The 22,610-nt window shown below is 62.4% G+C and carries 16 protein-coding genes; 7 read left to right on the top strand and 9 right to left on the bottom strand.

What is annotated here, in order from left to right:
• Positions 1 to 67: 67 nt before the first annotated feature.
• From FHS03_RS04875 to phaP, 3 genes are all read right to left on the bottom strand, one after another.
• Positions 68 to 1,864 carry an ABC transporter ATP-binding protein gene (locus FHS03_RS04875; protein WP_183439874.1) on the bottom strand — a complete coding sequence of 599 codons (1,797 nt, stop codon included), beginning with the start codon at positions 1,862 to 1,864 and terminating at the stop codon, positions 68 to 70.
• Positions 1,854 to 3,605, bottom strand: coding sequence for an ABC transporter transmembrane domain-containing protein (locus tag FHS03_RS04870; protein ID WP_183439873.1), 1,752 nt, complete (start codon positions 3,603 to 3,605; stop codon positions 1,854 to 1,856). Before FHS03_RS04870 ends, FHS03_RS04875 begins: the two co-directional genes overlap by 11 nt.
• Positions 3,606 to 3,811: 206 nt before the next feature.
• Positions 3,812 to 4,480, bottom strand: a complete 669-nt coding sequence (phaP, locus tag FHS03_RS04865; RefSeq protein WP_183439872.1) for a TIGR01841 family phasin — start codon at positions 4,478 to 4,480, stop codon at positions 3,812 to 3,814.
• 208 nt (positions 4,481 to 4,688) lie between these two features.
• Here phaP and FHS03_RS04860 point away from each other — a divergent pair, with 208 nt between their 5' ends.
• The 4 genes from FHS03_RS04860 to FHS03_RS04845 all read left to right on the top strand — a co-directional run bounded on the left by FHS03_RS04860 (position 4,689) and on the right by FHS03_RS04845 (position 8,837).
• A complete protein-coding gene (locus FHS03_RS04860; protein ID WP_183439871.1) occupies positions 4,689 to 5,990 on the top strand; it encodes an amidohydrolase family protein in 1,302 nt (433 codons plus the stop codon).
• A 33-nt stretch (positions 5,991 to 6,023) separates the two neighbouring features.
• Positions 6,024 to 6,560, top strand: coding sequence for a GNAT family N-acetyltransferase (locus FHS03_RS04855; protein ID WP_221208043.1), 537 nt, complete (start codon positions 6,024 to 6,026; stop codon positions 6,558 to 6,560).
• On the top strand, positions 6,557 to 7,081 hold the full coding sequence (locus tag FHS03_RS04850) for a GNAT family N-acetyltransferase (protein WP_183439870.1): 525 nt from the start codon (positions 6,557 to 6,559) through the stop codon (positions 7,079 to 7,081). The genes FHS03_RS04855 and FHS03_RS04850 overlap by 4 nt, the downstream gene beginning before the upstream one ends.
• 139 nt (positions 7,082 to 7,220) lie before the next feature.
• On the top strand, positions 7,221 to 8,837 hold the full coding sequence (locus FHS03_RS04845; RefSeq protein WP_183439869.1) for a methyl-accepting chemotaxis protein: 1,617 nt from the start codon (positions 7,221 to 7,223) through the stop codon (positions 8,835 to 8,837).
• Between the two features lie 129 nt (positions 8,838 to 8,966).
• Here FHS03_RS04845 and FHS03_RS04840 read toward each other — a convergent pair whose 3' ends face one another.
• Positions 8,967 to 10,817: a glycoside hydrolase family 13 protein gene (locus tag FHS03_RS04840; protein WP_183439868.1), complete on the bottom strand. Its 1,851-nt coding sequence runs from the start codon at positions 10,815 to 10,817 to the stop codon at positions 8,967 to 8,969.
• A gap of 349 nt (positions 10,818 to 11,166) precedes the next feature.
• Between FHS03_RS04840 and FHS03_RS04835 the strand changes: the two genes are divergently transcribed.
• Positions 11,167 to 13,896 (top strand): TonB-dependent receptor, encoded by a 2,730-nt coding sequence (locus tag FHS03_RS04835; RefSeq protein WP_183439867.1) that lies wholly within the window; start codon positions 11,167 to 11,169, stop codon positions 13,894 to 13,896.
• A 118-nt stretch (positions 13,897 to 14,014) separates the two neighbouring features.
• Here the strand turns inward: FHS03_RS04835 and FHS03_RS04830 are convergent, their stop codons facing one another.
• The 4 genes from FHS03_RS04830 to FHS03_RS04815 all read right to left on the bottom strand — a co-directional run bounded on the left by FHS03_RS04830 (position 14,015) and on the right by FHS03_RS04815 (position 18,547).
• Positions 14,015 to 14,362 carry a DUF3325 domain-containing protein gene (locus FHS03_RS04830; RefSeq protein ID WP_183439866.1) on the bottom strand — a complete coding sequence of 116 codons (348 nt, stop codon included), beginning with the start codon at positions 14,360 to 14,362 and terminating at the stop codon, positions 14,015 to 14,017.
• Complete coding sequence (locus FHS03_RS04825; protein ID WP_183439865.1) at positions 14,359 to 15,984, bottom strand: PepSY-associated TM helix domain-containing protein; 1,626 nt, start codon at positions 15,982 to 15,984, stop codon at positions 14,359 to 14,361. Before FHS03_RS04825 ends, FHS03_RS04830 begins: the two co-directional genes overlap by 4 nt.
• On the bottom strand, positions 15,981 to 16,292 hold the full coding sequence (locus FHS03_RS04820; protein ID WP_183439864.1) for a DUF3649 domain-containing protein: 312 nt from the start codon (positions 16,290 to 16,292) through the stop codon (positions 15,981 to 15,983). The genes FHS03_RS04825 and FHS03_RS04820 overlap by 4 nt, the downstream gene beginning before the upstream one ends.
• Before the next feature lie 86 nt (positions 16,293 to 16,378).
• Positions 16,379 to 18,547, bottom strand: coding sequence for a TonB-dependent siderophore receptor (locus FHS03_RS04815; protein ID WP_183439863.1), 2,169 nt, complete (start codon positions 18,545 to 18,547; stop codon positions 16,379 to 16,381).
• 209 nt (positions 18,548 to 18,756) lie between these two features.
• Here FHS03_RS04815 and FHS03_RS04810 point away from each other — a divergent pair, with 209 nt between their 5' ends.
• Both FHS03_RS04810 and FHS03_RS04805 read left to right on the top strand, forming a co-directional pair.
• The gene (locus FHS03_RS04810; protein ID WP_183439862.1) at positions 18,757 to 20,193 is read left to right on the top strand and encodes a PAAR domain-containing protein; all 1,437 of its coding nucleotides are present in this window, start codon (positions 18,757 to 18,759) and stop codon (positions 20,191 to 20,193) included.
• Positions 20,194 to 20,242: 49 nt separating this feature from the next.
• Positions 20,243 to 20,716: a hypothetical protein gene (locus FHS03_RS04805; RefSeq protein ID WP_183439861.1), complete on the top strand. Its 474-nt coding sequence runs from the start codon at positions 20,243 to 20,245 to the stop codon at positions 20,714 to 20,716.
• A gap of 54 nt (positions 20,717 to 20,770) precedes the next feature.
• On the opposite strand, the gene FHS03_RS04800 is transcribed toward FHS03_RS04805, so the two are convergent.
• Positions 20,771 to 22,609 (bottom strand): M2 family metallopeptidase, encoded by a 1,839-nt coding sequence (locus tag FHS03_RS04800; protein WP_371871590.1) that lies wholly within the window; start codon positions 22,607 to 22,609, stop codon positions 20,771 to 20,773.
• Position 22,610 lies beyond the last annotated feature (1 nt).

Genomic DNA, 22,610 nt, shown 5'->3' with positions numbered 1-22,610 from the left:
CCTTGCAGATTTTCCTCAAAACCGCACAGTTTTCGTGGTCTCGTTGGCAAGTTTATTGACGTTTTAATCAGGCGGCAAGCTGCTGCAGCAAGTAGAGGCGCTGGTACAAGCCGCCCTCGATCTGCATCAGCGCATCGTGCGGGCCGGCTTCGGCGATGCGGCCGTGATTGAGCACGATGATGCGGTCGGCGTCGCGGATGGTGGACAGGCGGTGGGCGATGGCGATCACCGTCACCTTGCCATGCAGCTCGCTGAGCGCGGTCTGCACGATTTGCTCGGTTTGACTGTCGATATGCGAGGTCGCCTCGTCCAGCAGCAGGATGCGCGGCTGGCCGGCCAGCGCGCGGGCGATGGCGATCAACTGCTTCTGCCCACTCGACAGGCGCGAACCGCCTTCGCCCAACACGGTTTCGTAGCCGTCTTCCATGGCCAGGATGAAGTCGTGGGCGTGGGCGGCGCGCGCGGCGGCCTCGATCTGGGCCTGCGTCAGGCCGCGTCCCATATCGATGTTCTCGCGCGCCGACGCGGCCAGCAGGAAGGGGTCTTGCGGCACCAGGCCGACGTCGGCGCGGAACTGCTCGTTGCCCAGATCATCGAGCGGCTGGCCGTTCATCAGGATGCTGCCGTGCGGCGCGGGATAGAAGCGCAGCAGCAGCGAGAGCAGGGTGGACTTGCCGCTGCCGGTATGGCCGACGATGCCGAAGAAGGCGCCTTGCGGAATATCCAGCGACAGATTGTGCAGCACGCGCTGGCCGGCGTTGTATTCGAAGTCCAGGGCGCGGATCGAGACGGCCGGCGTGGCGGCGTCGTTCGCGGCGCGCGCGTCGGCGCCGGCCGCTCTGGCGCCGTCGCGGTGTTCCGGCGCGCCTTCCTCGTCCAGCAGCGCCGCCACGCGCGAGCTGGCCACCACCGACTGCTGCAACTGGCTGAACTGCATGGTGATCTGGATCAGCGGCTCGATTACGCGCGCGATATAGTTAATGAAGGCATACAGCACGCCCACCTCGGCCGCGCTGATGTCGCGCTGGCCGAAGGCGAAGATCACGCCGGCCAGCAGCAGCACGTTGAGCAGGTCGAGCGCGGGCCGCAGCAGCCAGGCGTTGGCGCGGATCTCGGCCATGCGCTGCGTATAGTGCTCGGCGTTGGTCTTGCCGAAGCGGGCGGCGAAGCGCGCCTCGGCATTGCTGGCCTGGAGCACGCTCATGCCGCCGATGGATTCGGCCATCTGGCCATTGATCTCGCTGCGCAGCTGGCGCGCCTTGCTGACGGCCGGAGCGCTCATGCGCTGATACAGCCAGACGATGGCCAGCACGCAGGGCAGCAGGGCCAGCACGATCAGCATCAGGCGCCAGTCGAGGAAGGCCATGGCCGCCACCGTGCCGACCAGCACGATGCTGCTGTCGAGGATCACGAACAGCACCTGCACATACAGGCTCTTGACCGCCTCGGTATCGTTGGTCACGCGCGACACCAGCTGGCCGGTGATGGCGCGGTCGAAGAAGGCCATCGGCAGGCGCAGCACATGGCTGTAGACCTGCTCGCGCAGGCGCTGCACCGAGCGCATGGCCAGGCCGGACAGGCGCACCAGCTGCAGATAGCGCAGGCCGGTCGAAATCCAGCCCGTCAGCAGCACGCCGGCCAGCAGCAGGGACATGCGCGGCCAGTCCAGATGCTTGGGCAGCAGATGTTCGTCGATCAAGTGCTTGCCCAGCAGCGGGCCGACCACTTCCAGCGCGGCGGCCAGGATCAGCCACAACACGGCCCAGTAAAGATGGTGCTGGTCGGGCCGCGCCGCCTCGCGCAGCAGGGCGGTGGCCTTGGCGGCCTGGCGCTTCAGCGAAGCGTCTTGCGGTTTAGAGAGCATCGAGGCTGGCCTCCAGTTGTTGATAGCGCCACTGGCTGGCATACCAGCCATCCAGGGCCAGCAGCGCGTCATGGCTGCCTTGCTCGACGATGCGGCCATGGTGCAGCACCACGATCAGGTCGGCGTTGACCACGGCGCTCAGGCGGTGGCTGGCGATGACGGCGCTGCGTCCGGGACGCTGGGCGCGCAGTTCTTCCAGGTGTTCCAGGATGGACGTTTCGGTGCCGGTATCGACGGCCGACAGCGCATCGTCCAGCAGCAGCAGGTCGTTATCGGCCAGCAGGGCGCGCGCGATCGCCACGCGCTGGCGCTGGCCGCCTGAGAGCGTGATGCCCTTCTCGCCGACCTCGGTCTCATAGCCCTGCGGGAAAAGCAGGATATCGTCGTGGATCGCGGCCAGGCGCGCGGCCCGTTTGACCTCGGCGCGGCTGGCCTCGGGACGCGCCAGCGCGATATTGTCGGCAATCGAAGCCGAGAACAGGAACGATTCCTGCGGCACCCAGCTGATCGCCGCGCGCAGGGTCTTGAGCTGGTACTCGTCGAGGCCATGGCCGCCCCAGCGCAAGGCGCCATGCTGCGGCGCCAGCTGGCGCAGGATCAGGCGCAGCAAGGTCGATTTGCCGCTGCCGGTCGGTCCCACCAGGCCAAGCGTCTGGCCCGGGCGCAAGGTCAGGGTAATGCTCGACAGCGCCGGCTCCAGCTGGCCGGAATAGGCATAACCGACATCGCGCAATTCCAGCGCGCCGGGCACGCGCTGGTTCAGCGTGCCGTGATCGTCGATCGCCAGCGGTTCGTCCAGCATCGGTTGCAGGCGGGCGAACGCCGCGCGGCCACGCTCGATCAGCGACAGCACCCAGCCGGCCGCGAACATCGGCCAGATCAACTGCCCCAGATACATGCTGAAACTGGTCAGCGCGCCGATGGTCAGCTCGCCATTCCACACCAAATAGCTGCCCAGACCCAGGGTCAGGCCGGTGGCCGCCGTCAAGGTCAGGCCGACTGCCGGTTCATAAGCGGCCTCCCAGCGCTGCGCCGTCAGGCTGGCGGCGGCGGCATGGCCGGCCAGGTCCGAGAACTGGGCGCTGCTGCGCTGTTCCAGTCCCAAGGCGCGCAAGGTGCGCACGCCGGACAGCGTTTCCTGCACATGATCGTTTAGCGCGCTAAAGCGCTTGAGGGAATCGGTGGACGCGGTATGGATATGGCTGGAGATGCGCCAGAACGCCAATCCCATCAACGGGAAGGGCAGCAGGGCGATCAACGCCAGGCGCCAATCCACGCCCAGCAGCATCACGCCCAGCACCATCAGCAGCGACAGGCTGCCGTCGAAACCGGCCAGCATTGCCTCGCCGGCCGCCATCTCGATCGCATCGATATCATTGGTCGCCAGCGCCATCAGGTCGCCGGTACGCTGCTTCTGATAAAAGCCCGGACCCTGCAGCGAAAGACGCCGGTAAAAGCGCGTGCGCAATTCCACGCCCAGCTGATAAGCCGCCGCGAACAGCTTCAAACGCCAGCCCACGCGCAAAAAGTAGATCAGCGCGCCGATCAGCAGCAGCTCACCGATTTCCAGCAGCAAGGCCGAACCGGACAGCTCATGCGCCGCCAGGCGGTCGATCATCATACCGATTTTGCGCGGCACCAAAATAGTCAGCACCGCCACGCCCGCCAGCATAGCGCCGGCCGCCGCGTACGCGCGCCATTGCACACGCACGAAGCCGCCAATAAGCCTCGATAAACTCATGAAGTATCCCCGGGAACAAGCCCGCTAGCATACCTCACCCCACAAAATCCCGCAGACCGCCCAACGTTTGCGCAAAATCAAACAATGTCCAACCCTGGTGTCAGGCACCACGGTCGGACATTGTTTGCGCAAAATCAAAGAATGTCCTACCCCGGTGCCTGACACCAGGGTGGACATTGTTTGCGTTAGATCAAAAGGCAGCCGGCTTATTTCTTCGGCTTGGTGCTGACGGATTTCAGGTTGACGGCCGGTTTGACTTCGGGGAAGGAGGCGGCAGCGGGTTTGGCTGGGCTGATGTCTTCCGGCTCGATGGGGGCGGCTTCGAGCGATGGTTTGGAGGCGGCGGGCTTGGCTTTGATGGCGCTCTTGACGGCGGCGGCAATGTCGCTGGGCTCGTCTTGCTCGCCGGTCTCTTGTTCCGGCTGGGCGACGACCAGCGGTTCGGGCGTGACAACCGGGGCGGCCGCTTGCACGGCCTGGGCTACTTGCGCGACCGGTTCACTGATGACTTCGCTCAACTGGGGGACGGCGGCGGTGACGGCGGCGCTGGCGTCCTGGAACTGGTCCTTGGCCGCTTGCAGCAGGCCGGCCTGGGTCTTGCTGACGATGGCGAACAGTTCGCGACCGTAGGCGAAAAGACGGTCAAAGCCGGGGGCTTGCACCAGGCTCAGCAAGTCGCCGCTATCTTTGGCTTCGAGCAATTGCCTGGCGGCGGCGGCGGAGTTTTCGACCGAGGCTTTGGTGGTGCTCAGATTGAGCGCGATCACCTGCTGGGCGCCGTCGAAGGTGGTGCTGGCGATATGGTTCAGAATATTGAGCTGGGATTCCAGCTGCGTTTTGGTTGCTGCAGACAACTGTTCAGTAATCGAAGACATAAGCTCTCCTGAGACGATTGGAATGGTGCGCTGCAATAAACTGATTTTAGCGGTGATTTTCGGTGCTGGGAAGTTATTTTTCTCATCATTAGTAGCTTAATTTATGCAATGCAGCATAGGTTCTTGGCGCTCGGAAATTCGGCTGCCGATTGCCGGGACCGACAGTCTCTGAAACAATCGCCCCATCATTCATTTACAGGGAACAGCCATGGATCTGGTCATCCGCAACGCCAGCTTGCCCGACGGTCGCCGTCAGATCGATCTCGCCATCGCCGATGGCCGCATCGCCGCCGTGGGGCCGGCTTTGCAGGTGCGCGGTGCGCAGGAAATCGATGCCGGCGGCGATCTGCTGGCGCCGCCGTTCGTCGATGCCCACTTCCATATGGATGCGACGCTCAGTTACGGCCTGCCGCGCGTGAACGCGTCCGGCACGCTGCTGGAGGGCATCGCGCTGTGGGGCGAGTTGAAGCCGCAGCTGACACAGGAGGCGCTGGTCGAGCGCGCGCTGCAATACTGCGACTGGGCCGTGGCGCGCGGTCTGCTCGCCATCCGCAGCCATGTCGATATCTGCGACGAGCGCCTGCTGGCGGTGGAGGCGCTGCTCGACGTCAAGCGCCGCGTTGCGCCTTATCTCGACCTGCAACTGGTGGCCTTTCCGCAGGACGGCTTGCTGCGCAGCCCCAGCGCGCTGGCCAATCTGCAGCGCTCCATCGTCATGGGCGTGGACGTGGTGGGCGGCATCCCGCACTTCGAACGCACCATGGCCGAGGGTGCGGAGTCGGTGCGCATCCTGTGCGAGTTTGCCGCCGCCAAGGGCTTGCGCGTCGATATGCATTGCGACGAGTCGGACGATCCGCTGTCGCGCCATATCGAAACCCTGGCCTACGAAACGCAGCGCCTTGGCCTGCAAGGCCGCGTCGCCGGTTCCCACCTGACCTCCATGCATTCGATGGATAACTATTACGTCAGCAAGCTGCTACCGTTGATGCGCGAGGCGGGCGTGGCCGCCATCGCCAATCCGCTCATCAACATCACCCTGCAGGGCCGCCACGACAGCTATCCGAAACGGCGCGGCATGACGCGCGTGCCGGAATTGCTGGCGGCCGGCATCGATGTCGCTTTCGGCCACGACTGCGTGATGGACCCCTGGTACAGCCTGGGCTCGGGCGATATGCTGGAGGTAGCGCATATGGGGCTGCATGTGGCCCAGATGACGGGACAGGATGCCATGCGCGCCTGCTTCGCCGCCGTCACCGAGACGCCGGCGCGCATCCTCGGCCTGGAGGGCTATGGCCTGGAGCCGGGCTGCCATGCCGATCTGGTGCTGCTCGACGCGGGCGATGCGGTGGAGGCGATCCGCCTGCGCGCGGCGCGGCGTCTGGTGCTGCGGCGCGGCAAAGTGGTGGCCGAGTCGCCGCGCGCGCAAGCGCGGCTGAATCTGCCGGGACGTCCGGCCTACAGCGACTTTCGTCTGCGGCACAGTGCTGGACTTGCGCCGGAAAATACCTGAGAATTTATTATCTCCCCGAGCCATGGAGCGACCTTGAACGATATTCAGATCCGCCCGGCCACGCCGGCCGACTCCGAGTCCATCTGGACCATCTTCCAGGAATTGATCGCCAGCGGCGACACCTATTACTTCGCCGCCGACACCAGCCGCGAGGACTGCCACGACTTCTGGTTCGGCCCCGGCGTGCAGACCTGGGCCGCCACGCGCAGCAGCGGCATCGATGGCGAAGAGCGCCTGCTCGGCATGTACCGCATCCTGTCCAACCAGCGTGACCGCGGCGGCCATGTGGCGACGGCCTCGTTGATGGTTTCGCCGGCGGCGCAGGGCGTGGGCATCGGCAAGCTGCTGGGACGCCACTGCCTGGGCCAGGCGCGCGCCGGCGGCTTCCTCGCCATGCAGTTCAATTATGTGGTGAGCACCAATGTCTCGGCCGTGCTGCTGTGGAAGCGGCTCGGCTTCGCCGTGATCGGCACGCTGCCCAAGGCTTACCGCCATCAGCAGCTGGGTTTTGTCGATGTCTACGTCATGTATAAATTCCTGTCCGACCCCAGCGAGTGGCCGGAACAATGAAGATCCTTGCCACCGCGCGCCTCACGCTGCGCACGCTGGAAACCAGCGACGCGCCTTTCTTTCTTCAGATGATCAACGATCCTTCCTGGATCGAGAATATCGGCGACAAAGGCATCCGCACCGTGGCGGAGGCGGAAAAGAATATCGAGCAGGGACCGGTGCTGATGCAGCGCCGGCTGGGCTATTCGCTGTATCTGGTCGAGCGCAGCAGCGACGGCGTGCCGGTCGGCCTGTGCGGCTTGATCAAGCGCGATGCGCTGCCCGATGCCGATATCGGCTACGCCATCTGGCCCGCATACTGGGGCGAGGGCTATGCCTACGAGGCGGCGGCCGCTGTGGTGCTGCATGCGCGCGACAGCGTCGGCCTGGTGCGCCTGCTGGGCATAACTTCTCCGCAAAATTTACGATCGAATAATCTGCTGAAAAAGCTGGGCCTGAGCTTTGTGAGAGTGGTGCGCTTCAAGGATGACGGCAGCGACACCAATTTGTATAGCCTGGAGTTTCCTTCACGCCACGCTTGATACTTGAATGCTAGTTCCTCCTTGGCTTTTGCCCATCTGCGGCGCATGATGTATTACACAGAGACCGCGTATCCATAAGGAGAAAGGCGGCGTTGCAGTCTGTCCAATAGAGACATTTTGCTCACACAAGGGATACATCATGAAACTCGCCAATCTGAAAATCGGCGTGCGTCTGGGGTTGCTCGGCGGCTTCTTCCTGCTCGCTATTCTGGCGGTGGGCTTCGAGGGTTGGAGCGCGCTGAACTTCATCAAGGAACGCAATGCCGAAGGCATGCAGCGCTCGGTGCTGCTGACCAAGGCGGTCGACACCGCGCGCAGTTCGCAGGTCGAGTTCAAGATCCAGGTGCAGGAGTGGAAGAACATCCTGCTGCGCGGCGGCGATCCGGAGCTGCTGGACCGCTACACCAAGGCCTTCGTCAAGAGCGGCAAGCAAACCGCGGGCGAGCTGCAAAAGCTTGGCGCCCTGCTCAATGAGCTGAAGCTCAGTACACCGCTGGTCGACGAAGCCACGCGCGCCCACGATGAACTGGGCAAAAAATATCTGGCCGCCTTGCAGAAATACGACTCGGCCAATCCCGACAGCGCCAAGGTGGTCGATGGTTTGGTGAAGGGCCAGGACCGCGCGCCGACCAAGCTGATTGATGATATCGTCGCCTTCATCGACGAGCAATCGCGCCGCATGATGGCCGAAGTGGCGGCCGACAGCGAGAAGGCCAATCGCAGCGCCACCATCTCGCTGCTGGTCATGCTGCTGGTGACGGTGGTGCTGGGCAGCGTGATCGTGGTATGGCTGGTGCGCGGCATCACCATACCGCTGACGCAGGCCATCGACATCGCCAAGACGGTGGCGGCGGGCGATCTGCGCTGCGACGTCGACGTGAAAAGCAAGGACGAAATAGGCGACCTGCTGCAGGCGCTCAAGCAAATGAGCCAGAACCTGGCGGATATCGTCGGCCGCGTGCGCAGCGGCACCGAAACCATCGCTGGCGCCAGCAGCGAAATCGCCACCGGCAATATGGACCTGTCCTCGCGCACCGAAGAGCAGGCCAGCTCGCTAGAGGAAACCGCTTCCTCGATGGTCGAGCTGACCAGCACCGTGCGCCAGAATAACGAGAACGCCGGTCAGGCCTGCAAGCTGGCCAGCGTGGCCTCCGAAGTGGCTGTCAAAGGCGGCGCCACGGTATCGGAAGTGGTGCAGACCATGGGCGCCATCAATGAATCCTCGCGCAAGATCGTCGACATCATTGGCGTCATTGACGGCATCGCCTTCCAGACCAATATCCTGGCGCTGAACGCCGCGGTGGAAGCGGCGCGCGCCGGTGAACAGGGGCGCGGCTTCGCCGTCGTGGCCGGCGAAGTGCGCAACCTGGCGCACCGCTCCGCCGCCGCCGCCAAGGAAATCAAGGAATTGATCGGCGACTCCGTCGAACGCGTCGAAGCCGGCAGCCGCCTGGTGGGACAAGCCGGCGTCACGATGGAAGAAGTGGTCGCCAGCGTCGAAAGGGTGACCGCCATCATTGGCGAAATCGCCGTCGCCAGCAGCGAGCAGCAGGAAGGCATCGAGCAGATCAGCAACGCCATCAGCCAGATGGACAGCGTCACCCAGCAGAACGCCGCGCTGGTCGAGCAAGCCGCCGCCGCTGCCGACGCCCTGCAACAGCAAGCCAGCAGCCTGGCCGAAGCCGTCTCCATCTTCAAGCTCCACGACGCCCCCAGCCTCCCCGGCATCCGCACCCTGCGCGCCCTCCCGGCTTGATCTAGCTCAAAAAATGTCCCACCCTGGTGTCAGGCACCAGAGTCGGACATTCTTTGATTTTTCGCAAAAAATGTCCAACCGTGGTGCCTGACACCAGGGTGGACATTTTTTGATATTTATCAAAGAGGGTTAGTGGAGCTCGAGGATGAGGGGGCTGCGGGCGGAGAGGGGCAGGGTGCTGTTCAGCGTGTAGTCTTTGCCGCTGATGATGTCGGTGGCGCGGGTCTTGTTGGCCAGCATTTCGTGGAAGCGGCTTAGCTTGAGCTCGACCTCTTTGGCGTTTTTGTTGAGGACGATCATGAGCCTTTTCTGGCCATCGTAGCGGAAGTAGACGTAGACCTCATCCTCGGGGCCGTAGTGCATCATCTTGCCATGGTGGACCAGGGACTGGGTTTTGCGCCAGTTGACCAGCTTCTTGACATAGGCCTGGGCGGCGCGCTGGTCGCCGCTTAAACCGTCACCCGTGAAGGCGTTCACTTTGTCGCCGGGCCAGCCGCCGGGGAAGTCCTGGCGGTAGGAGGGGTCGTCGCGGCCTTTGACGGTGCTGGGCATGAGGATCTCGGTGCCGTAGTAGAACTGGGGAATGCGCGGGACGGTCAGTACATAGGCGATCGCCATGCGGAACAGGGCCGGATCGCTGTTCAGCGCACTGTATAGGCGCGAGAGGTCGTGGTTGCCTTCGAATAGCACCAGCTGGCCGGGATTGGGATACAAGTGGTCCTGCGCCAGGGTTTCGTATAAATCTTTTAGTCCCTTTTCATCTTCAGGTCCCGCGGCGAGCGCTTTGCGCAGGACGTCGTTGAGGGGGAAGTCCATCATGCTGGGCATGTGGGAGCGGTAGCCGTCGGGATTTTGCTTGCCTTCCTGCCAGCGCGCGACAAAGGGGATGTGCGCGCTCCACTCTTCGCCGACCAGATTGAGCTTGGGGTATTCCAGCATCACGCGCTGCGACCATTGGCTGAGGAAGGCATTGTCGGAGTAGCCGAAAGTGTCCACGCGCAGGCCGGACAGGCCCGCATATTCGATCCACCAGATGCTGTTCTGGATCAGGTACGCCGCCACCAGCGGATTGGCCTGGTTCAGGTCCGGCATGGTGTCGACAAACCAGCCGCTGGTGAAGTTGCGCGCATCCTCTTGCGAGCCGTAAGGGTCTTGCACGGCGGCGCGGTGGTGGGCGGTGGGGGCGTACTTACCCTGGTGGGTGATCCAGTCGCTTGCCGGCATATCCTGCATCCACCAGTGGCGGCTGCCGATGTGGTTCAGCACCACGTCCTGGATCACGCCCATGCCTTGCGCGCGCGCCTGCGCGACGTAGCGGCGGTAGTCCTCATTGCTGCCGTAGCGCGGATCGATACGGTAATGGTTGGTGGCGGCGTAGCCGTGATAGCTGTGCTGCGGCATATCGCTTTCGAGTAGGGGCGTGGGCCAGATCTGGGTGAAGCCCATATCGGCGATATAGCCCAGGTGCTCGCCCATGCCTTGCAGATCGCCGCCATGGCGCCCGGAGCCGTCGCGCCGATTGGCCTTGTCGCCCATGCCGGGCAGGCTGTCGTTGGCGGGATTGCCGTTGGCGAAGCGGTCGGGCATCAGCTGATAAATCGTGTCGGCGTTGCTGAAGCCCTGGCGCTGGGCCGATCCGGGCTGGCGCGGCAGCAGGCGGTAGCTGTATGTCAGCGCTGTTTTGCCGGCGTGCTGGAACGCCAGGTCGAAGCTGCCCGGTTGCACGCTGTCGGCCAGTTCCAGGTCAAGGAACAGGTAATTGGGATTGTCGCTGCGCTGCACGCCTTTCAGGCGCACGCCGGGATAGCTGAGCGCCGGTTCCAGTTCGGCGATGCGCGGCCCGTGCACCATCAACTGCAACCGCTTATGCGTCATGCCCGTCCACCAGAACATCGGCTCCAGATGCTGGATGCGGTAATCCGGCGCGGCGCCGGCCAGCAAGGACAGGGTGCTTAAGAAGGCAAGGGCGTGCAATCGCATGTGATCTCCATCGGTGATGCGGCCGCCCGATTGTAGGCCGCCGTACTGGGCTTGTGACGCTAAAGTGGTATTAATAGGTTAATTGTAGTATCACTACATATTTGCCTCGTATTTCATGTAGCTCAAATACAACGCGCATGCCAAGTGCTCAGAGTGGGCTGATGAGTAAATCCTTGATATTGCGTCGTTCTACTGAGCTTCAATTGACATGGTATCTAGTTTTAGTACAAAATTCTTGCGTAACGTCTATAAGAACGTTTTCTTCCTTGGATCCCGTGTAGTCGAATTCAAATGACCTAGGCTTGAGTTGCGGGAAAATTTCGTACTGTTGAGAGGGGACTTTTTGAAAATGGATAAATTCGCAACTGAGCGCCGCCAGCGCGCCTTCCCACTGAGTCCGGTCGCGGCCGGCTGCGCGCTGTTCGTGACGGCCATGGCGACGGTGCCGGCATTTGCCCAGAGCAGCGGCCAGGCGGCGGTCCAGGAGCCGATCACGTCGGTCAAGGTGTCGGGCATCCGCCGCGGCATCGAAGACGCGATCTCCGTGAAAAAAGATTCCACCTCGATCGTCGAAGCCATTTCCGCTGAGGACATCGGCAAGCTGCCCGATGCCTCCATCGCCGAATCCATCGCCCGCCTGCCCGGCCTGGCCGCCCAGCGCGTCGCCGGCCGCGCCCAGGTGATCAGCGTGCGCGGCCTGTCGCCCGACTTCGCGACCACGCTGCTGAATGGCCGCGAACAGGTCAGCACCGGCGACAACCGCAGCGTGGAATTCGACCAGTACCCCTCCGAGCTGCTGAGCGGCGTGACCGTCTACAAAACGCCGGACGCCGGCCTGGTAGGCCAAGGCCTGTCCGGCACGCTGGATATGCAGACCGTGCGTCCGCTCTCCTTCGGCGGCCGCACCGTGGCCATGAATGTGCGCGGCGAAAAGAATTCGCTGGGCCGCATCGCCAACGCCTCCGCGCGCGGCAACCGCTTCAGCGCCAGCTACATCGACCAATTCGCCAACCGCACCATCGGCGTGGCGATCGGCTATGCCCACTTCGAATCGCCCATCCTGCAGCAGGAAACCGGCCTGTATGAGCCATGGAAGAAGGAAGACCGTTCCGGTATCCCGAGCGGCACCTACATCACCGACGGCATCAAGTCCCTGGGCCGCAGCGGCAAGAATGAGCGCGACGGCATCATGGGCGTGCTGCAGTACCGTCCGAACAAGCAGTGGACCAGCATGCTCGACGTCTACGCCTCGCGCTTCAAGCGCGAGGAAACCGCCAACCAGTTCGAAGTGCATGTCGGCGGCTTCAATGGCAATAACAAGCCAGGCCTGAACTTCCAGAACGTGGTGCTGGATAACGGCACCTTCGCCGGCGGCAGCGCCAGCGGCGTGTATCCGCTGGTGCGCGGCATGTACAACAAGCGCAAGGACGATATCAAGGCGGTCGGCTGGAGCAACAACATCAAGTTCGAAAAATGGTCGTTGTTCGCCGACGTGAACTGGTCCAAGGCTACGCGCGATGAACTGAACCTGGAAGCCAATACCCAGCTGACCAACGCCGCCCTCGATCCCTTCCTCGACACCGTCAACTTGACCCTGCGCCAGGGCGGTTTCCCGACCCTGTCCGGCACCCGCAACTACAGCGACGCCAGCAAGCTGTATGTCGGCCCGACCATCTACGGTTCCGGCTACGGTAAGGTGCCGCGCGTGGAAGACGAGCTGAAAGGCTTCAAGCTGGTCGCCAGCCTGCCGATGTTCGACGCGCTGGAAAAAGTCTTCTCCGGCGTGGACGTGGGCGTGAACTACGCCGACCGCAGCAAGGCCAAGCGCCAACCGGAAGGCGCCATGCTGCTGAAGGATAAGCCTTTCATCATCCCATCCGAATTCCTGTACAACTCCGTGGACCTGGGCTTCTCCGGCACCGGCGTGATCCCGGCGTGGAATGTGCCGGGCGTGGTCTCCAAATACATGATCTTCGCCCCGAACGATACCCAGAGCTATCTGATTTCCAAGGGCTGGGACGTGAGCGAGAAGATCACCACCGCCTACGCCAAAGCCAATATCGAAGCCGAAATCGGCGACATCAGCGTGCGCGGCAACGTCGGCATCCAAGCCCAGCATACCAAGCAGGAATCGGACGCCAAGTTCTGGGACGGTACTGCGCCGGCCGGCCAGCAGGTCAAGCCTGTCCACGACGGCAAGACCTACACCGATTATCTGCCTAGCCTGAACCTGTCCTTCGGCCTGGCCCACGACCAGACCGTGCGCTTCGCCGCCGCGAAACAGCTGGCCCGCCCGCGCGTCGACCAGCTGCGTTCCGCGCTCGACTTCAACGTCGCCACCAACACTTTCAAACCGGGCGGCGAAGGCGGCAATGCCCAGCTCGACCCATGGCGCGCAACGGCGCTCGACCTGTCGTACGAGAAGTACTTCGGCAAGAAAGCCTATGTGGCGGCAGCGGCCTACCACAAGAAGCTGAAGACCTACATCTACACGATGACGCAGAACTACGACTTCTCGAAGTTCACGCCAGGCACGCCGGCGATCACCAACTTCGGCGACTACAAGGCGCCGCGCAATGGTCAGGGCGGTTCGCTGAAAGGCGTCGAGCTGTCCGGTTCCCTGCCGCTGAACATGCTGACCCCAATGCTGGACGGCTTCGGCGTGAGCGGCAGCTGGAGCTATGCCGACTCCTCGATCAAGATCGAAGATCCGGACAGCAGCATCGGCAAGAACATCCCGCTGCCAGGCCTGTCCAAGCACTCCTCGAACCTGACGGTGTACTACGAGAAGAATGGTTTCGAGACGCGCGTCAGCCAGCGCAAGCGCTCCGACTTCGTCGGTGAGATCGGCAACTTCGCCAACAACCGCACCCTGCGTTACGTGGTCGGCGAAAACATCATCGACTTCCAGGTCGGCTACACCTTCAACACCGGCAGCCTCAAAGGCCTGGGCCTGCTGCTGCAGGTGAACAACCTGCGCAACGCCGCCTACGAAACCTACGCCGGCAGCCGCAACCAGCCGCTTGAGTACCAGAAATACGGTCGCACCATCCTGCTGGGCGCCAACTACAAATTCTAAAAACTCTCCCGCAACGCTTCAAAACCTCGCCCCGGCGAGGTTTTTTTTTCACCCACAGCCGAGCCCGTGTCCACCCTGGTGCCAGGCACCAGGGTGGACACGGGCTCGGCTGCTGAGCTTAGGCGGCGAGGAAGGTGAGCATGGCGAACGCGGCGGAGAGGAGGGTGCTGCGGCCGGTCAAGCGGGGAGCGTAGGAGAGCAGGAGGACGAGGGCGATGGCGGCAGCCGTCAGTCCGCCCAGCCAGAGCACGATGCCGTGGCCGATGCTCTCGCCGCGCAGGGCTGCGGAGAAGGCGAGCAGCAGCGCCAGTCCACCGCCCATGCGGAGGCTGCGGCAGACGGCGGCGGGCGGTGTGGCGCCGCGGCCGTGGATGTCGGCGTAATGCCGTTCCATCACCAGCGAGAGGGCGGCCAGGCCGGCGAAGCAGAAGGCGAACATGGCCGCCATATTCAGGATGCCGTTCATGCCGCCTCCTGCATCGCTTTGGTATTCGCGGCGGCAGCGGCGGCCGGGCGGGCGGCTTTTGCCTGGCCGCGTCCCAGACGCCATGCGGCGTAGCCAAGTCCCGCGCCAAGCAGCAGTACGGTTAAGTCGAAGCCGGCCAGCGCCCAGGCGCCTTGCGGCAGCGTGACGCCAAGGTGGGCCTGGCTGGTGAAGAGGTTCACCAGCGGCAGCGCCATGAAGGCAAAGGCGCCGGCGCCGAGCTGGATGCGCCACATGGCGCGGTTCGGCATCACCTGCGCCAGCAAGGCCGCAATGCCCCACACGGCGAAGAAGACGGTGATCTCGCTCTCGGCGCGTTCCTCCATCCCCACCGGCAGCAGACGGTTGGCCCAGAAGTAGGCGGCGTAAGCGATCGGCAGGCCGGCGATGGCGCCGATATTCAGCGCTTCCACCAGACGCGTGCCGAAGCCGATGCGGCCTCCCGCTTTCAGCGTCTTGGCCTGGCGCTGGCGGCTCTTGACTGCCCACAGCAGCGCGCCCGTCGCCACCATCGCGCACCCGGCCAGGCCGGAGATGAAGAACAGGGCGCGCAGCAGCGGCCCGGCAAAGCGCGCCAAGTGCAGGCCATACATCACGCCATGCGTGCTGCCGCCGTCAATCAGCTCATCGCCGGAAGTCGAGAGCAGGGCGCCGGTCTTGCCGTCGAACTGCATGGCCGGCTGTTTGTGCGACAGGTTCTTGCCGGCCGCGCGGGTGATCGACACGGTGGCGTTGGCGTCGTTCGGCGCGGTGATGGAGATCGAACCGGCATGCTGGCCTTGCCAATGCTTCTCGGCCTGCTCCAGCATCGGGCGCAGGGGCGCCAGCGGCGCGGCTTCGCCGGAAGCCTTGCGCGGCTTGCCGGCGCTGGGGAAGACTTCGGCGCTGAAGGTGTCGTGGTCGCCCTTGTATGCAACCGTGGAGGCGGCGGGCATGAACATGAACATCAGCGTCACCAGCCCGGTATAGGTAATCATCAGGTGATAGGGCAGGGCCAGCACGGCGGTGGCGTTGTGCGCATCGAGCCAGGAGCGCTGACCTTTGCCGGGACGGAAAGTGAAGAAGTCCTGGAAGATGCGGCGGTGCGTGATGACGCCGCTGATGATCGCCACCAGCATGAACATGGCGCATACGCCAACGATCCAGCGCGCCGTCAGCGGCGACATATAGTGCAGGTCGAAGTGCAGGCGGTAGAGGAATTCGCCGCCGCGCGTTTCGCGCGCTTCGGCCGCTTCCGCGCCGGTGGCCGGGTCGATCAGCACATTCTTGAAGCGGCGCCGGCCTTTCTTTTCGCCGCCGCCTTCCATCTCCTTGGGCGACCAGCCGATGCGGGTGGCCGGCGCGCGTTCGGTCGGCAGCGTGATGAACCAGCGCGATGCGTCCGGTGCCCTTTGCTGCAAGGCCTGGATGGCCGTTTCGGTGGCCTGTGCCACCGGTACTGGCGTCATGGCCGATGCGTGCAGCTCGGGCTTCATCCACAGCGTGATTTCGTCGCGGAAGTAGGTCGCCGTGCCGGCGCTGAAAACAAGAAACAGCACCCAGCAGACCAGCAGACCGGTCCAGGTATGCAGCCATGCCATCGACTGGCGGAATCCTTCTTTCATGGCAGGCTCCGATACAGTGCGTAGGCGATGCCGCCCATGACGGCAGACGGCAGCAGCAGTCCGAGCCAGGCGCGCGCCGCGCTGCGGGCGGCAAAGGCCCACAGCACGGCGCAGGTCAGCAGGGCAAAGGACAGCAGGGTGGAATTGATGACGGCGTCGGCGCGCGAGGCGCCCATGGCGGGCAGCGCGAGCGCCAGCAGCGATGCGGCGGCGGAGGTGGCCAGGTAGCCCCCCAGCACCGCCGCCAGCGTGCGCGAGGCGATGCCGGCGCGGTAGCTGGCGTTTTCCGAAAGTGTCGGCAGACGCATGGGGAACTCCTTGGCTTGGAATAAAAAAAGGACAGAGAGCTGATTGGGGAGTACTCCCTGTCCCGAAAGGGTGGTCTTTACATGCCTTACCAGATGTAGCGGGCGGTAAGGGCGGCGGTGCGGCGCTGTCCGTAGAAGCAGTCGCCGCGGTTCAGACAGGTGGTGATCTGCACCTTGTCCGTCAAATTCGTTACGTTCAGCGCCAGGCGCCATGGGCCGGATTCATACGACAGCATGGCGTCGAGTAGGGTGGCCGACGGCGTTGCCAGCGTATCCATGCCGTCCCACGACGTGCCCACATAGCGCACGCCGCCGCCGGTGCTGAAGCCGGAGCGTCCGGCCAGCGCGAACTTGTGCGTCACCCAGGCGGAGGCGCTGTGCTTTGGCGTGCCGCTTACGCGCTTGCCCAGATCCGGGCCATTGCTGCGCGAAACGGTGGCATCGGTATAGGCATACGATGCGATCCAGTCCCAGCTATGGTTGATGGCGCCCGTGCTTTCCAGCTCCAGGCCGCGCACCTTCACTTCGCCCACCTGGATGCTGTTGTTCGGATTGGCCGGATCGGTGGTCTTGCGGTTCTGGTCGCGCAGATCGTAGACGGCCAGCGTGGTCGTCATATTGCGGCCGGCCGGCTGCCATTTCAGGCCCGCTTCCCATTGCTTGCCGCGCTGCGGCACGAAGGGCTTGTTGTTCAGGTCCACGCCGCCCAGCGGCTGGAAGGATTCCGCGTAGCTGATATATGGCGACCAGCCGCTGTCTGCGATGTAGAGCAGGCCGGCACGGCGCGTATTGGCCTTGTCGTCGGTACGCGCGGTGGGGCGGCCCTCGATATCGTTCTGCACCGAGTCGTGGCGCCAGCCCAGCTGCGCCACCCACTTCTGCGCGATCTTCATCTGGTCCTGCAGGTACAGGCCTTTCTGATGCAGATTGGTGGTCGGCTGATGCAGCATCGGACCGGGACGGGTGAAGTTGCCGTACACCGGCGCATACACGTCGATGGCCGGAGCCAGGGCGCGTGCCGCAGCCTGGCGCGTTTCCGCGCGCTGCACATCGAAGCCCACCAGCAGGGTGTGTTCGACAGGGCCGGTCTTGAAATGCGATTCCAGCTGGGTATCGATCAGCGTCGAGTCCAGCTCGTTGAGCTGCTGGACCAGATCGCGGTTCACGGTGCGCTGGTCGTCATTGAAGACAGGACGCGCCGGCCGGCCGGTTTTCTTGTCGGCGGCGAAGCTGGTGTAAATGCTGCGGTAATCGACCTCGCTCTCGCTGCGGCGCAGGTTCTGGCGCAGCGTGATGTTGTCGTTGAATTTGTGGCTGAACATATAGGCCAGCATTTTCTGCTTGGTGTTGTAGGCGTCCCAACCCGGTTCGCTGATGAAGGTGTCGGTCGGGATCTGGCCGTACTTGGATGGCAACAGCGTGCCTTGATGCGGGAAGAAGCCGATCATGGAGCCGCTTTCATCCTTCTGATACTGGCCCATCACGGTCAGCGAGGTATTCGCATCCGGCGCCCAGGTCAGAGAAGGGGCCAGCACCTTGCGGTCGTCGGCAACGTGCTTGACCTGGGTATCGCTGTCGCGGCCCACGGCCACGATGCGCGCCGTCCAATGTCCTTGCTGGTCCAGCACCTGATTGACGTCGGCAGAAATCTGCTTGCGGTTATGGCTGCCGATCTGCACCTGCACTTCGCGGCGATCCTGCGCCAGCGGGGTTTTCGACACCATATTCACGATGCCGCCAATGCCGCCCTGGCCATACAGCACGGACGAAGGACCGCGCAACACTTCCACGCGCTCCAGCGTGAACGGATCGGGACGGGCATTGTTGTAGAAGCCGAAGTTGGTTTGCAGGCCGTTCAGCATCTGCGTCGAGGAGCCGCCGCGCGCGCTGATGCTGTCGCCCCGGCTGTCGAAATAGCTCGACACCATGCCGGCGCTATAGCCAACGGTCTGGCGCAGCGTCTGCGCGCCCTGCACCTCGAACTGCTCGCGCAGCACCACGCTGATGGCCTGCGGCGTTTCGATCAGCGGCGTATCGGTCTTGGTGGCGGCGCCGGCGCGTTTCGCGTTGAAGCCCACATCGCCTTCCTCGCGGCGTCCCTCGACCTTGATTACGGCCATGGTGGCTTCGGCGGCTTCGCCGTTTGGCGCGGCGTTATCCGCGCCGCGTGCATGGGCAATGCCGCCGCCAGCGGCCAGCAACAGCGCGCAAGCGGTTGCCAGGGGAGTGAGTTTGATCTGATGCGGGTACGCCATTGCCTTGAAGTCCTGTGATGCGAAAAGGCTGGCGATGCGGAGTGCGGCTGGCTATTCGTGAATGAGAATTATTCTCAATTGTAGCTTGGAATTGTTGGGCTGGCAAGGATGTATCATCGACTTCGTCGTGTACGGAAGATTGCCCTTGGTCAAAATTCCAATCTGCGCAGCAGCTAGAGTGAAGTTTTCAGGACGCAAAGGAGACTGCTATGGCGCGTGCGGTGATCTGCAAAGGTGATCCCACCTCGCATGGGGGCAATGTTCTTGAAGGGAATGAGGATGCCACGATCGACGGCCGTCCTATTGCGCAGCGGGGACATCAAACATGGTGCCCGCAATGCAAAGGGAAATTCCCGATCAAGGATGGACTGGACTTCCATACATTTGCAGGGATAGGTACAGCCGTTGAAGGTATGAAGACGGCTTGCGGTGCGATCTTGATCGCCACTCAGCGTCAGATGAGCATCGAGGATCAGTCCGGCACAGGCAGCGTCGCAAATGACGTCTCTGCAAAGAGTCTGGACGAGCCCGAGGGGCAGGAAACTTCGGCTGCATTGTCGGAATGGGATGCGAACGTTCTTCCCGGCGCATCCTCAGTGATCGATGGCCTGAATTATGCGGCATCCGGCAGTGCTCCCCAAATGCTTCATACGGCCCAAGCGGGAGGGCATTACTATCTTCCTTTAATGCTCGGAAAAATGGTTGGGCTTCCAGATGAGCGTGTCAGCGCTATTGCTGCTTATTCGCAGTTCCCCGATCAGGTATCCGCCCTGGATGGCTACACGAATGGAGTTCGACGCCTGATGTCGAAACAGGATTATGAGCCTGCCCAGATTGGAGAATACTCGGAGCGCGCAATTCATGCCTTGAATGGCCGGACGACAGGGGACAACCTAGCCTTCTATCATAACGAAATTGCTATCTATAAAGACGACGATGCGCGAGTTGGCATTGCGATGCACGGCCTGGTTGATTCGATTTTCCATTCTCGCTCAATTAACGGTGTAAACGTTGCTTATGACGCGCCCCTTGGTCATGGCCTACACGGCAGTGACCCGGATTACATTTCGGAAGACCAAGCGCGAACGGTTGCTGGCCAGTTGATGAGCGCATTCGAAACTGTGGGGGGCGTAAAGCTGAGTGATGCCCAGAGAGCGCAAGCTATGGCTTCTGTGAACGCGGCACTTTATCGTGCCCGCGCAGTTACCAACGAAGAAGTTGAAGGATTCAATCGAATAGAGGAGATGTACGGATTTGGTGCCTCGGACTTCCCGCCAAAACCCAATGAACGTATGGAACTGAATTTTCGTAAGGTGGTAAAGGAAATGCTGGGGTCGGAAATGAAGGTTCTATCGCCACCTGAAGATCTGCCAACCCCACTTTGGCGCGACAAAATTACTCATGAAGGAACCTTGGCAGAGACCAGACTTTTTATTGGTGGTAGCGAAGAAGAAGCGCATATCTTTGCAAAAAGAGGAATGCAGGCAGCGCAAGACATTATGCAGGATTTCTCCCAAACGTCCGCTGCGTTTTCCAAATACAAGAACGTGAAAATCGATCAAATCTATGACTCAAAGGTCTGGTCCCTACGAGGCGTCATACCTGGGTATCGGACTAGCACGCCTTCCTCCAGTGCTAAATTTTGATGGATTGTTTTGCTTTTTCGAAGGAGATGCCGGAATGTCATGCTTATACATGAAAATGGTTACTCTGTACTGCCTTATTTGCTTTATTGCTGGATGCGGTTCAACTGCAGGACGGACGTCAAAAACATACGCGCAGTTATGGGAGGAGACGGTCAGACAGGCAGATACCTTGCTTTCGATTCAGAGGGAATTTGAAAAAACGCATCACTTTAATGGGGAAATCACGCAGACGGCAGTGCGCCAGCTAAGCGGCGAGGGATTCGAGTGTTCCTTAAAATACAAAATGCTTCCTACCTTGGCAAAGGGGAGCATAGACCGTTTCACCGTCGAAAACGTGCCCATGATTTACTGTTCAAAGCTTCATATACGGCAAGGCCCAGATGATACATGCCGTACTTTCTGGGCTGCTTTCGAGGTTAATTGGCAAGAACCTACGCTGCCGCCTGAAGTATTAGAAACGCAGTTTGTCAGCAGCACGATAAAGAAAGAAATGTATTTTTGCCGTTCCACTGATCATGGGTAAAGGTTATGACTCTGTCCGGCACCCAGTGCCGGACAGAGTCTGCTTACTCAAGAATCAGCTCTTCTGATACTTCGCCGCCAGTTGGCGGTTCTGCTCATCGAGCCAGGTTTTCAGCGGGGCGAAATAGTCCAGCAGCGCGCCGCCGTCGATGCGGTCTTCGCCGCTGATGGCTTTCAGCGCTTCCGGCCATGGCTTGCTCTGGCCCATTTCCAGCATCGCCTGCAGCTTCTTGCCCGCCTTCTCGTTGCCGTACACGGAGCAGCGGTGCAGCGGGCCGGTGTAGCCGGCTTCGCGGCACAGGGCGCGGTGGAACTGGAACTGCAGCATATTGGCCAGGAAGTAGCGCGCGTATGGCACGTCGGCGGCGACGTGGTATTTAGCGCCGGCGTCAAAGCCGCTTGCTTCGATCGGGGCCGGACGCTTCACGCCCATATACTGCTCGCGCAGCTGCCACCAACTCTTGTCGTAGTCGGCGGGCTTGGTTTTGCCGGAGTAAACATCCCAGCGCCATTTGTCGACCGAGTAGGCGAAGGGCAGGAAGGCGACTTTGCCCAGGGCGCGCTTGAGCAGTTCGCCGACGTCGGCATTGGCGTCCGGCGCCTGGTCCATCAGGCCGACTTTTTTCAGGTAGTCGGGCGTGATCGACAGGGCCACGGTGTCGCCGATGGCTTCGTGGAAGCCGTCGTTGGCGCCGTTGCGGAACAGGTTGGGCTGCTTCTGGTAAGCGAGGAAGTAGTAGATGTGGCCCAGCTCATGGTGGATCACGGTGAACTCTTCGGTGGTCGGCTTGATGCACATCTTGATGCGCACGTCTTCCTTGGCGTCGATCGGCCAGGCCGACGCGTGGCACACCACTTCGCGGTCGCGCGGCTTGGTCAGCAGCGAGCGTTCCCAGAAGGTGGCCGGCAGCTTCTGCATGCCGAGCGAGGTATAGAAGCGTTCCGCGTATTCGGTCATCTCCTTCGCGCTGGTCTTGCGGCTTTCCAGCACATTGCCCAGGTCGAAGCTGCTGGCGCCGCTGGCTGGTTTCAGGATCGGGTACAGATTGTCCCAGGTCTGGCTCCACATATTGCCGAACAGGTGGGCGGGCACGGGGCCGGTCAGCGGCACCACGTCCTTGCCATAGGTTTCATACAGTTTGTAGCGGGTGTAGGTGTGCAGCGAGTCGTACAGCGGCTTGACCTGCTGCCACAGGCGTTCCATTTCGGCGGCGAAGGCATCGGCCGGCATATCGTACTGCGAGCGCCACATGGCGCCGGTATCGGCGAAGCCCATTTCGCGCGCGCCCTTGTTGGACAGGACCACGTAGTCGGCATAGCGCTGTTTGTACGATGGCGACTGCTTGTGCCAGCCCACCCACATTTCCTTCAGCTTGGCCGGGTCGCGGCTGGTGGCCAGCACGCTTTCCATATCGCCCAGTGCGAGGCAGCCTTCCTTGCCGTCGCCGGTTCCGGGCGGGCAGTATTTGGCCTTGCCGTAGGCGCCTTGCAGCGCGGCCTGCGCGCTGGCGTAGGCTTCGCGCTCCTTCGGATCGGACAGCACCAAATTCAGTTGCAGCAGCTTGAGTTTGCGCTCGGCGTCGGCCGACAGGCGCAGGCCGTTGAAGCGGCGCGCGGCCACGGCGGCTTCACCGGTGGCGTTCAGCGTCTTTTCGCCGAAGTAGGTGGCGAGGGCTTCGGTGTCGTCGGTGATGAAGTTGGCAGCGATCCACTGGGCTTGCGACTGCTCCAGATTGAGCTTGTCGAACTTGGCCTCGGTGTCGGCCAAGAAGCGTTCAGCTTCCGCCACGGTGGCTTTGCCTTTCTTGGCTGGCGTGGCGGCTTGCGCGCCGGCTGCGGCCAGGGCCAGCATCACGGCGATGACGGCGGGCTTTTTCAGGATTTGTTTTGGCACT

The organism is Pseudoduganella violacea, assembly GCF_014191875.1.
GTDB lineage: Bacteria > Pseudomonadota > Gammaproteobacteria > Burkholderiales > Burkholderiaceae_D > Rugamonas > Rugamonas violacea_A.
This window is presented reverse-complemented; position numbering and strand designations above follow the sequence as displayed.

Coding starts and splice junctions, on each gene's coding strand:
- FHS03_RS04875 (WP_183439874.1), bottom strand. CDS start 1,864: ATGCTCTCTAAACCGCAAGACGCTTCGCTGAAGCGCCAGGCCGCCAAG.
- FHS03_RS04870 (WP_183439873.1), bottom strand. CDS start 3,605: ATGAGTTTATCGAGGCTTATTGGCGGCTTCGTGCGTGTGCAATGGCGC.
- phaP (WP_183439872.1), bottom strand. CDS start 4,480: ATGTCTTCGATTACTGAACAGTTGTCTGCAGCAACCAAAACGCAGCTG.
- FHS03_RS04860 (WP_183439871.1), top strand. CDS start 4,689: ATGGATCTGGTCATCCGCAACGCCAGCTTGCCCGACGGTCGCCGTCAG.
- FHS03_RS04850 (WP_183439870.1), top strand. CDS start 6,557: ATGAAGATCCTTGCCACCGCGCGCCTCACGCTGCGCACGCTGGAAACC.
- FHS03_RS04845 (WP_183439869.1), top strand. CDS start 7,221: ATGAAACTCGCCAATCTGAAAATCGGCGTGCGTCTGGGGTTGCTCGGC.
- FHS03_RS04840 (WP_183439868.1), bottom strand. CDS start 10,817: ATGCGATTGCACGCCCTTGCCTTCTTAAGCACCCTGTCCTTGCTGGCC.
- FHS03_RS04835 (WP_183439867.1), top strand. CDS start 11,167: ATGGATAAATTCGCAACTGAGCGCCGCCAGCGCGCCTTCCCACTGAGT.
- FHS03_RS04830 (WP_183439866.1), bottom strand. CDS start 14,362: ATGAACGGCATCCTGAATATGGCGGCCATGTTCGCCTTCTGCTTCGCC.
- FHS03_RS04825 (WP_183439865.1), bottom strand. CDS start 15,984: ATGAAAGAAGGATTCCGCCAGTCGATGGCATGGCTGCATACCTGGACC.
- FHS03_RS04820 (WP_183439864.1), bottom strand. CDS start 16,292: ATGCGTCTGCCGACACTTTCGGAAAACGCCAGCTACCGCGCCGGCATC.
- FHS03_RS04815 (WP_183439863.1), bottom strand. CDS start 18,547: ATGGCGTACCCGCATCAGATCAAACTCACTCCCCTGGCAACCGCTTGC.
- FHS03_RS04810 (WP_183439862.1), top strand. CDS start 18,757: ATGGCGCGTGCGGTGATCTGCAAAGGTGATCCCACCTCGCATGGGGGC.
- FHS03_RS04805 (WP_183439861.1), top strand. CDS start 20,243: ATGAAAATGGTTACTCTGTACTGCCTTATTTGCTTTATTGCTGGATGC.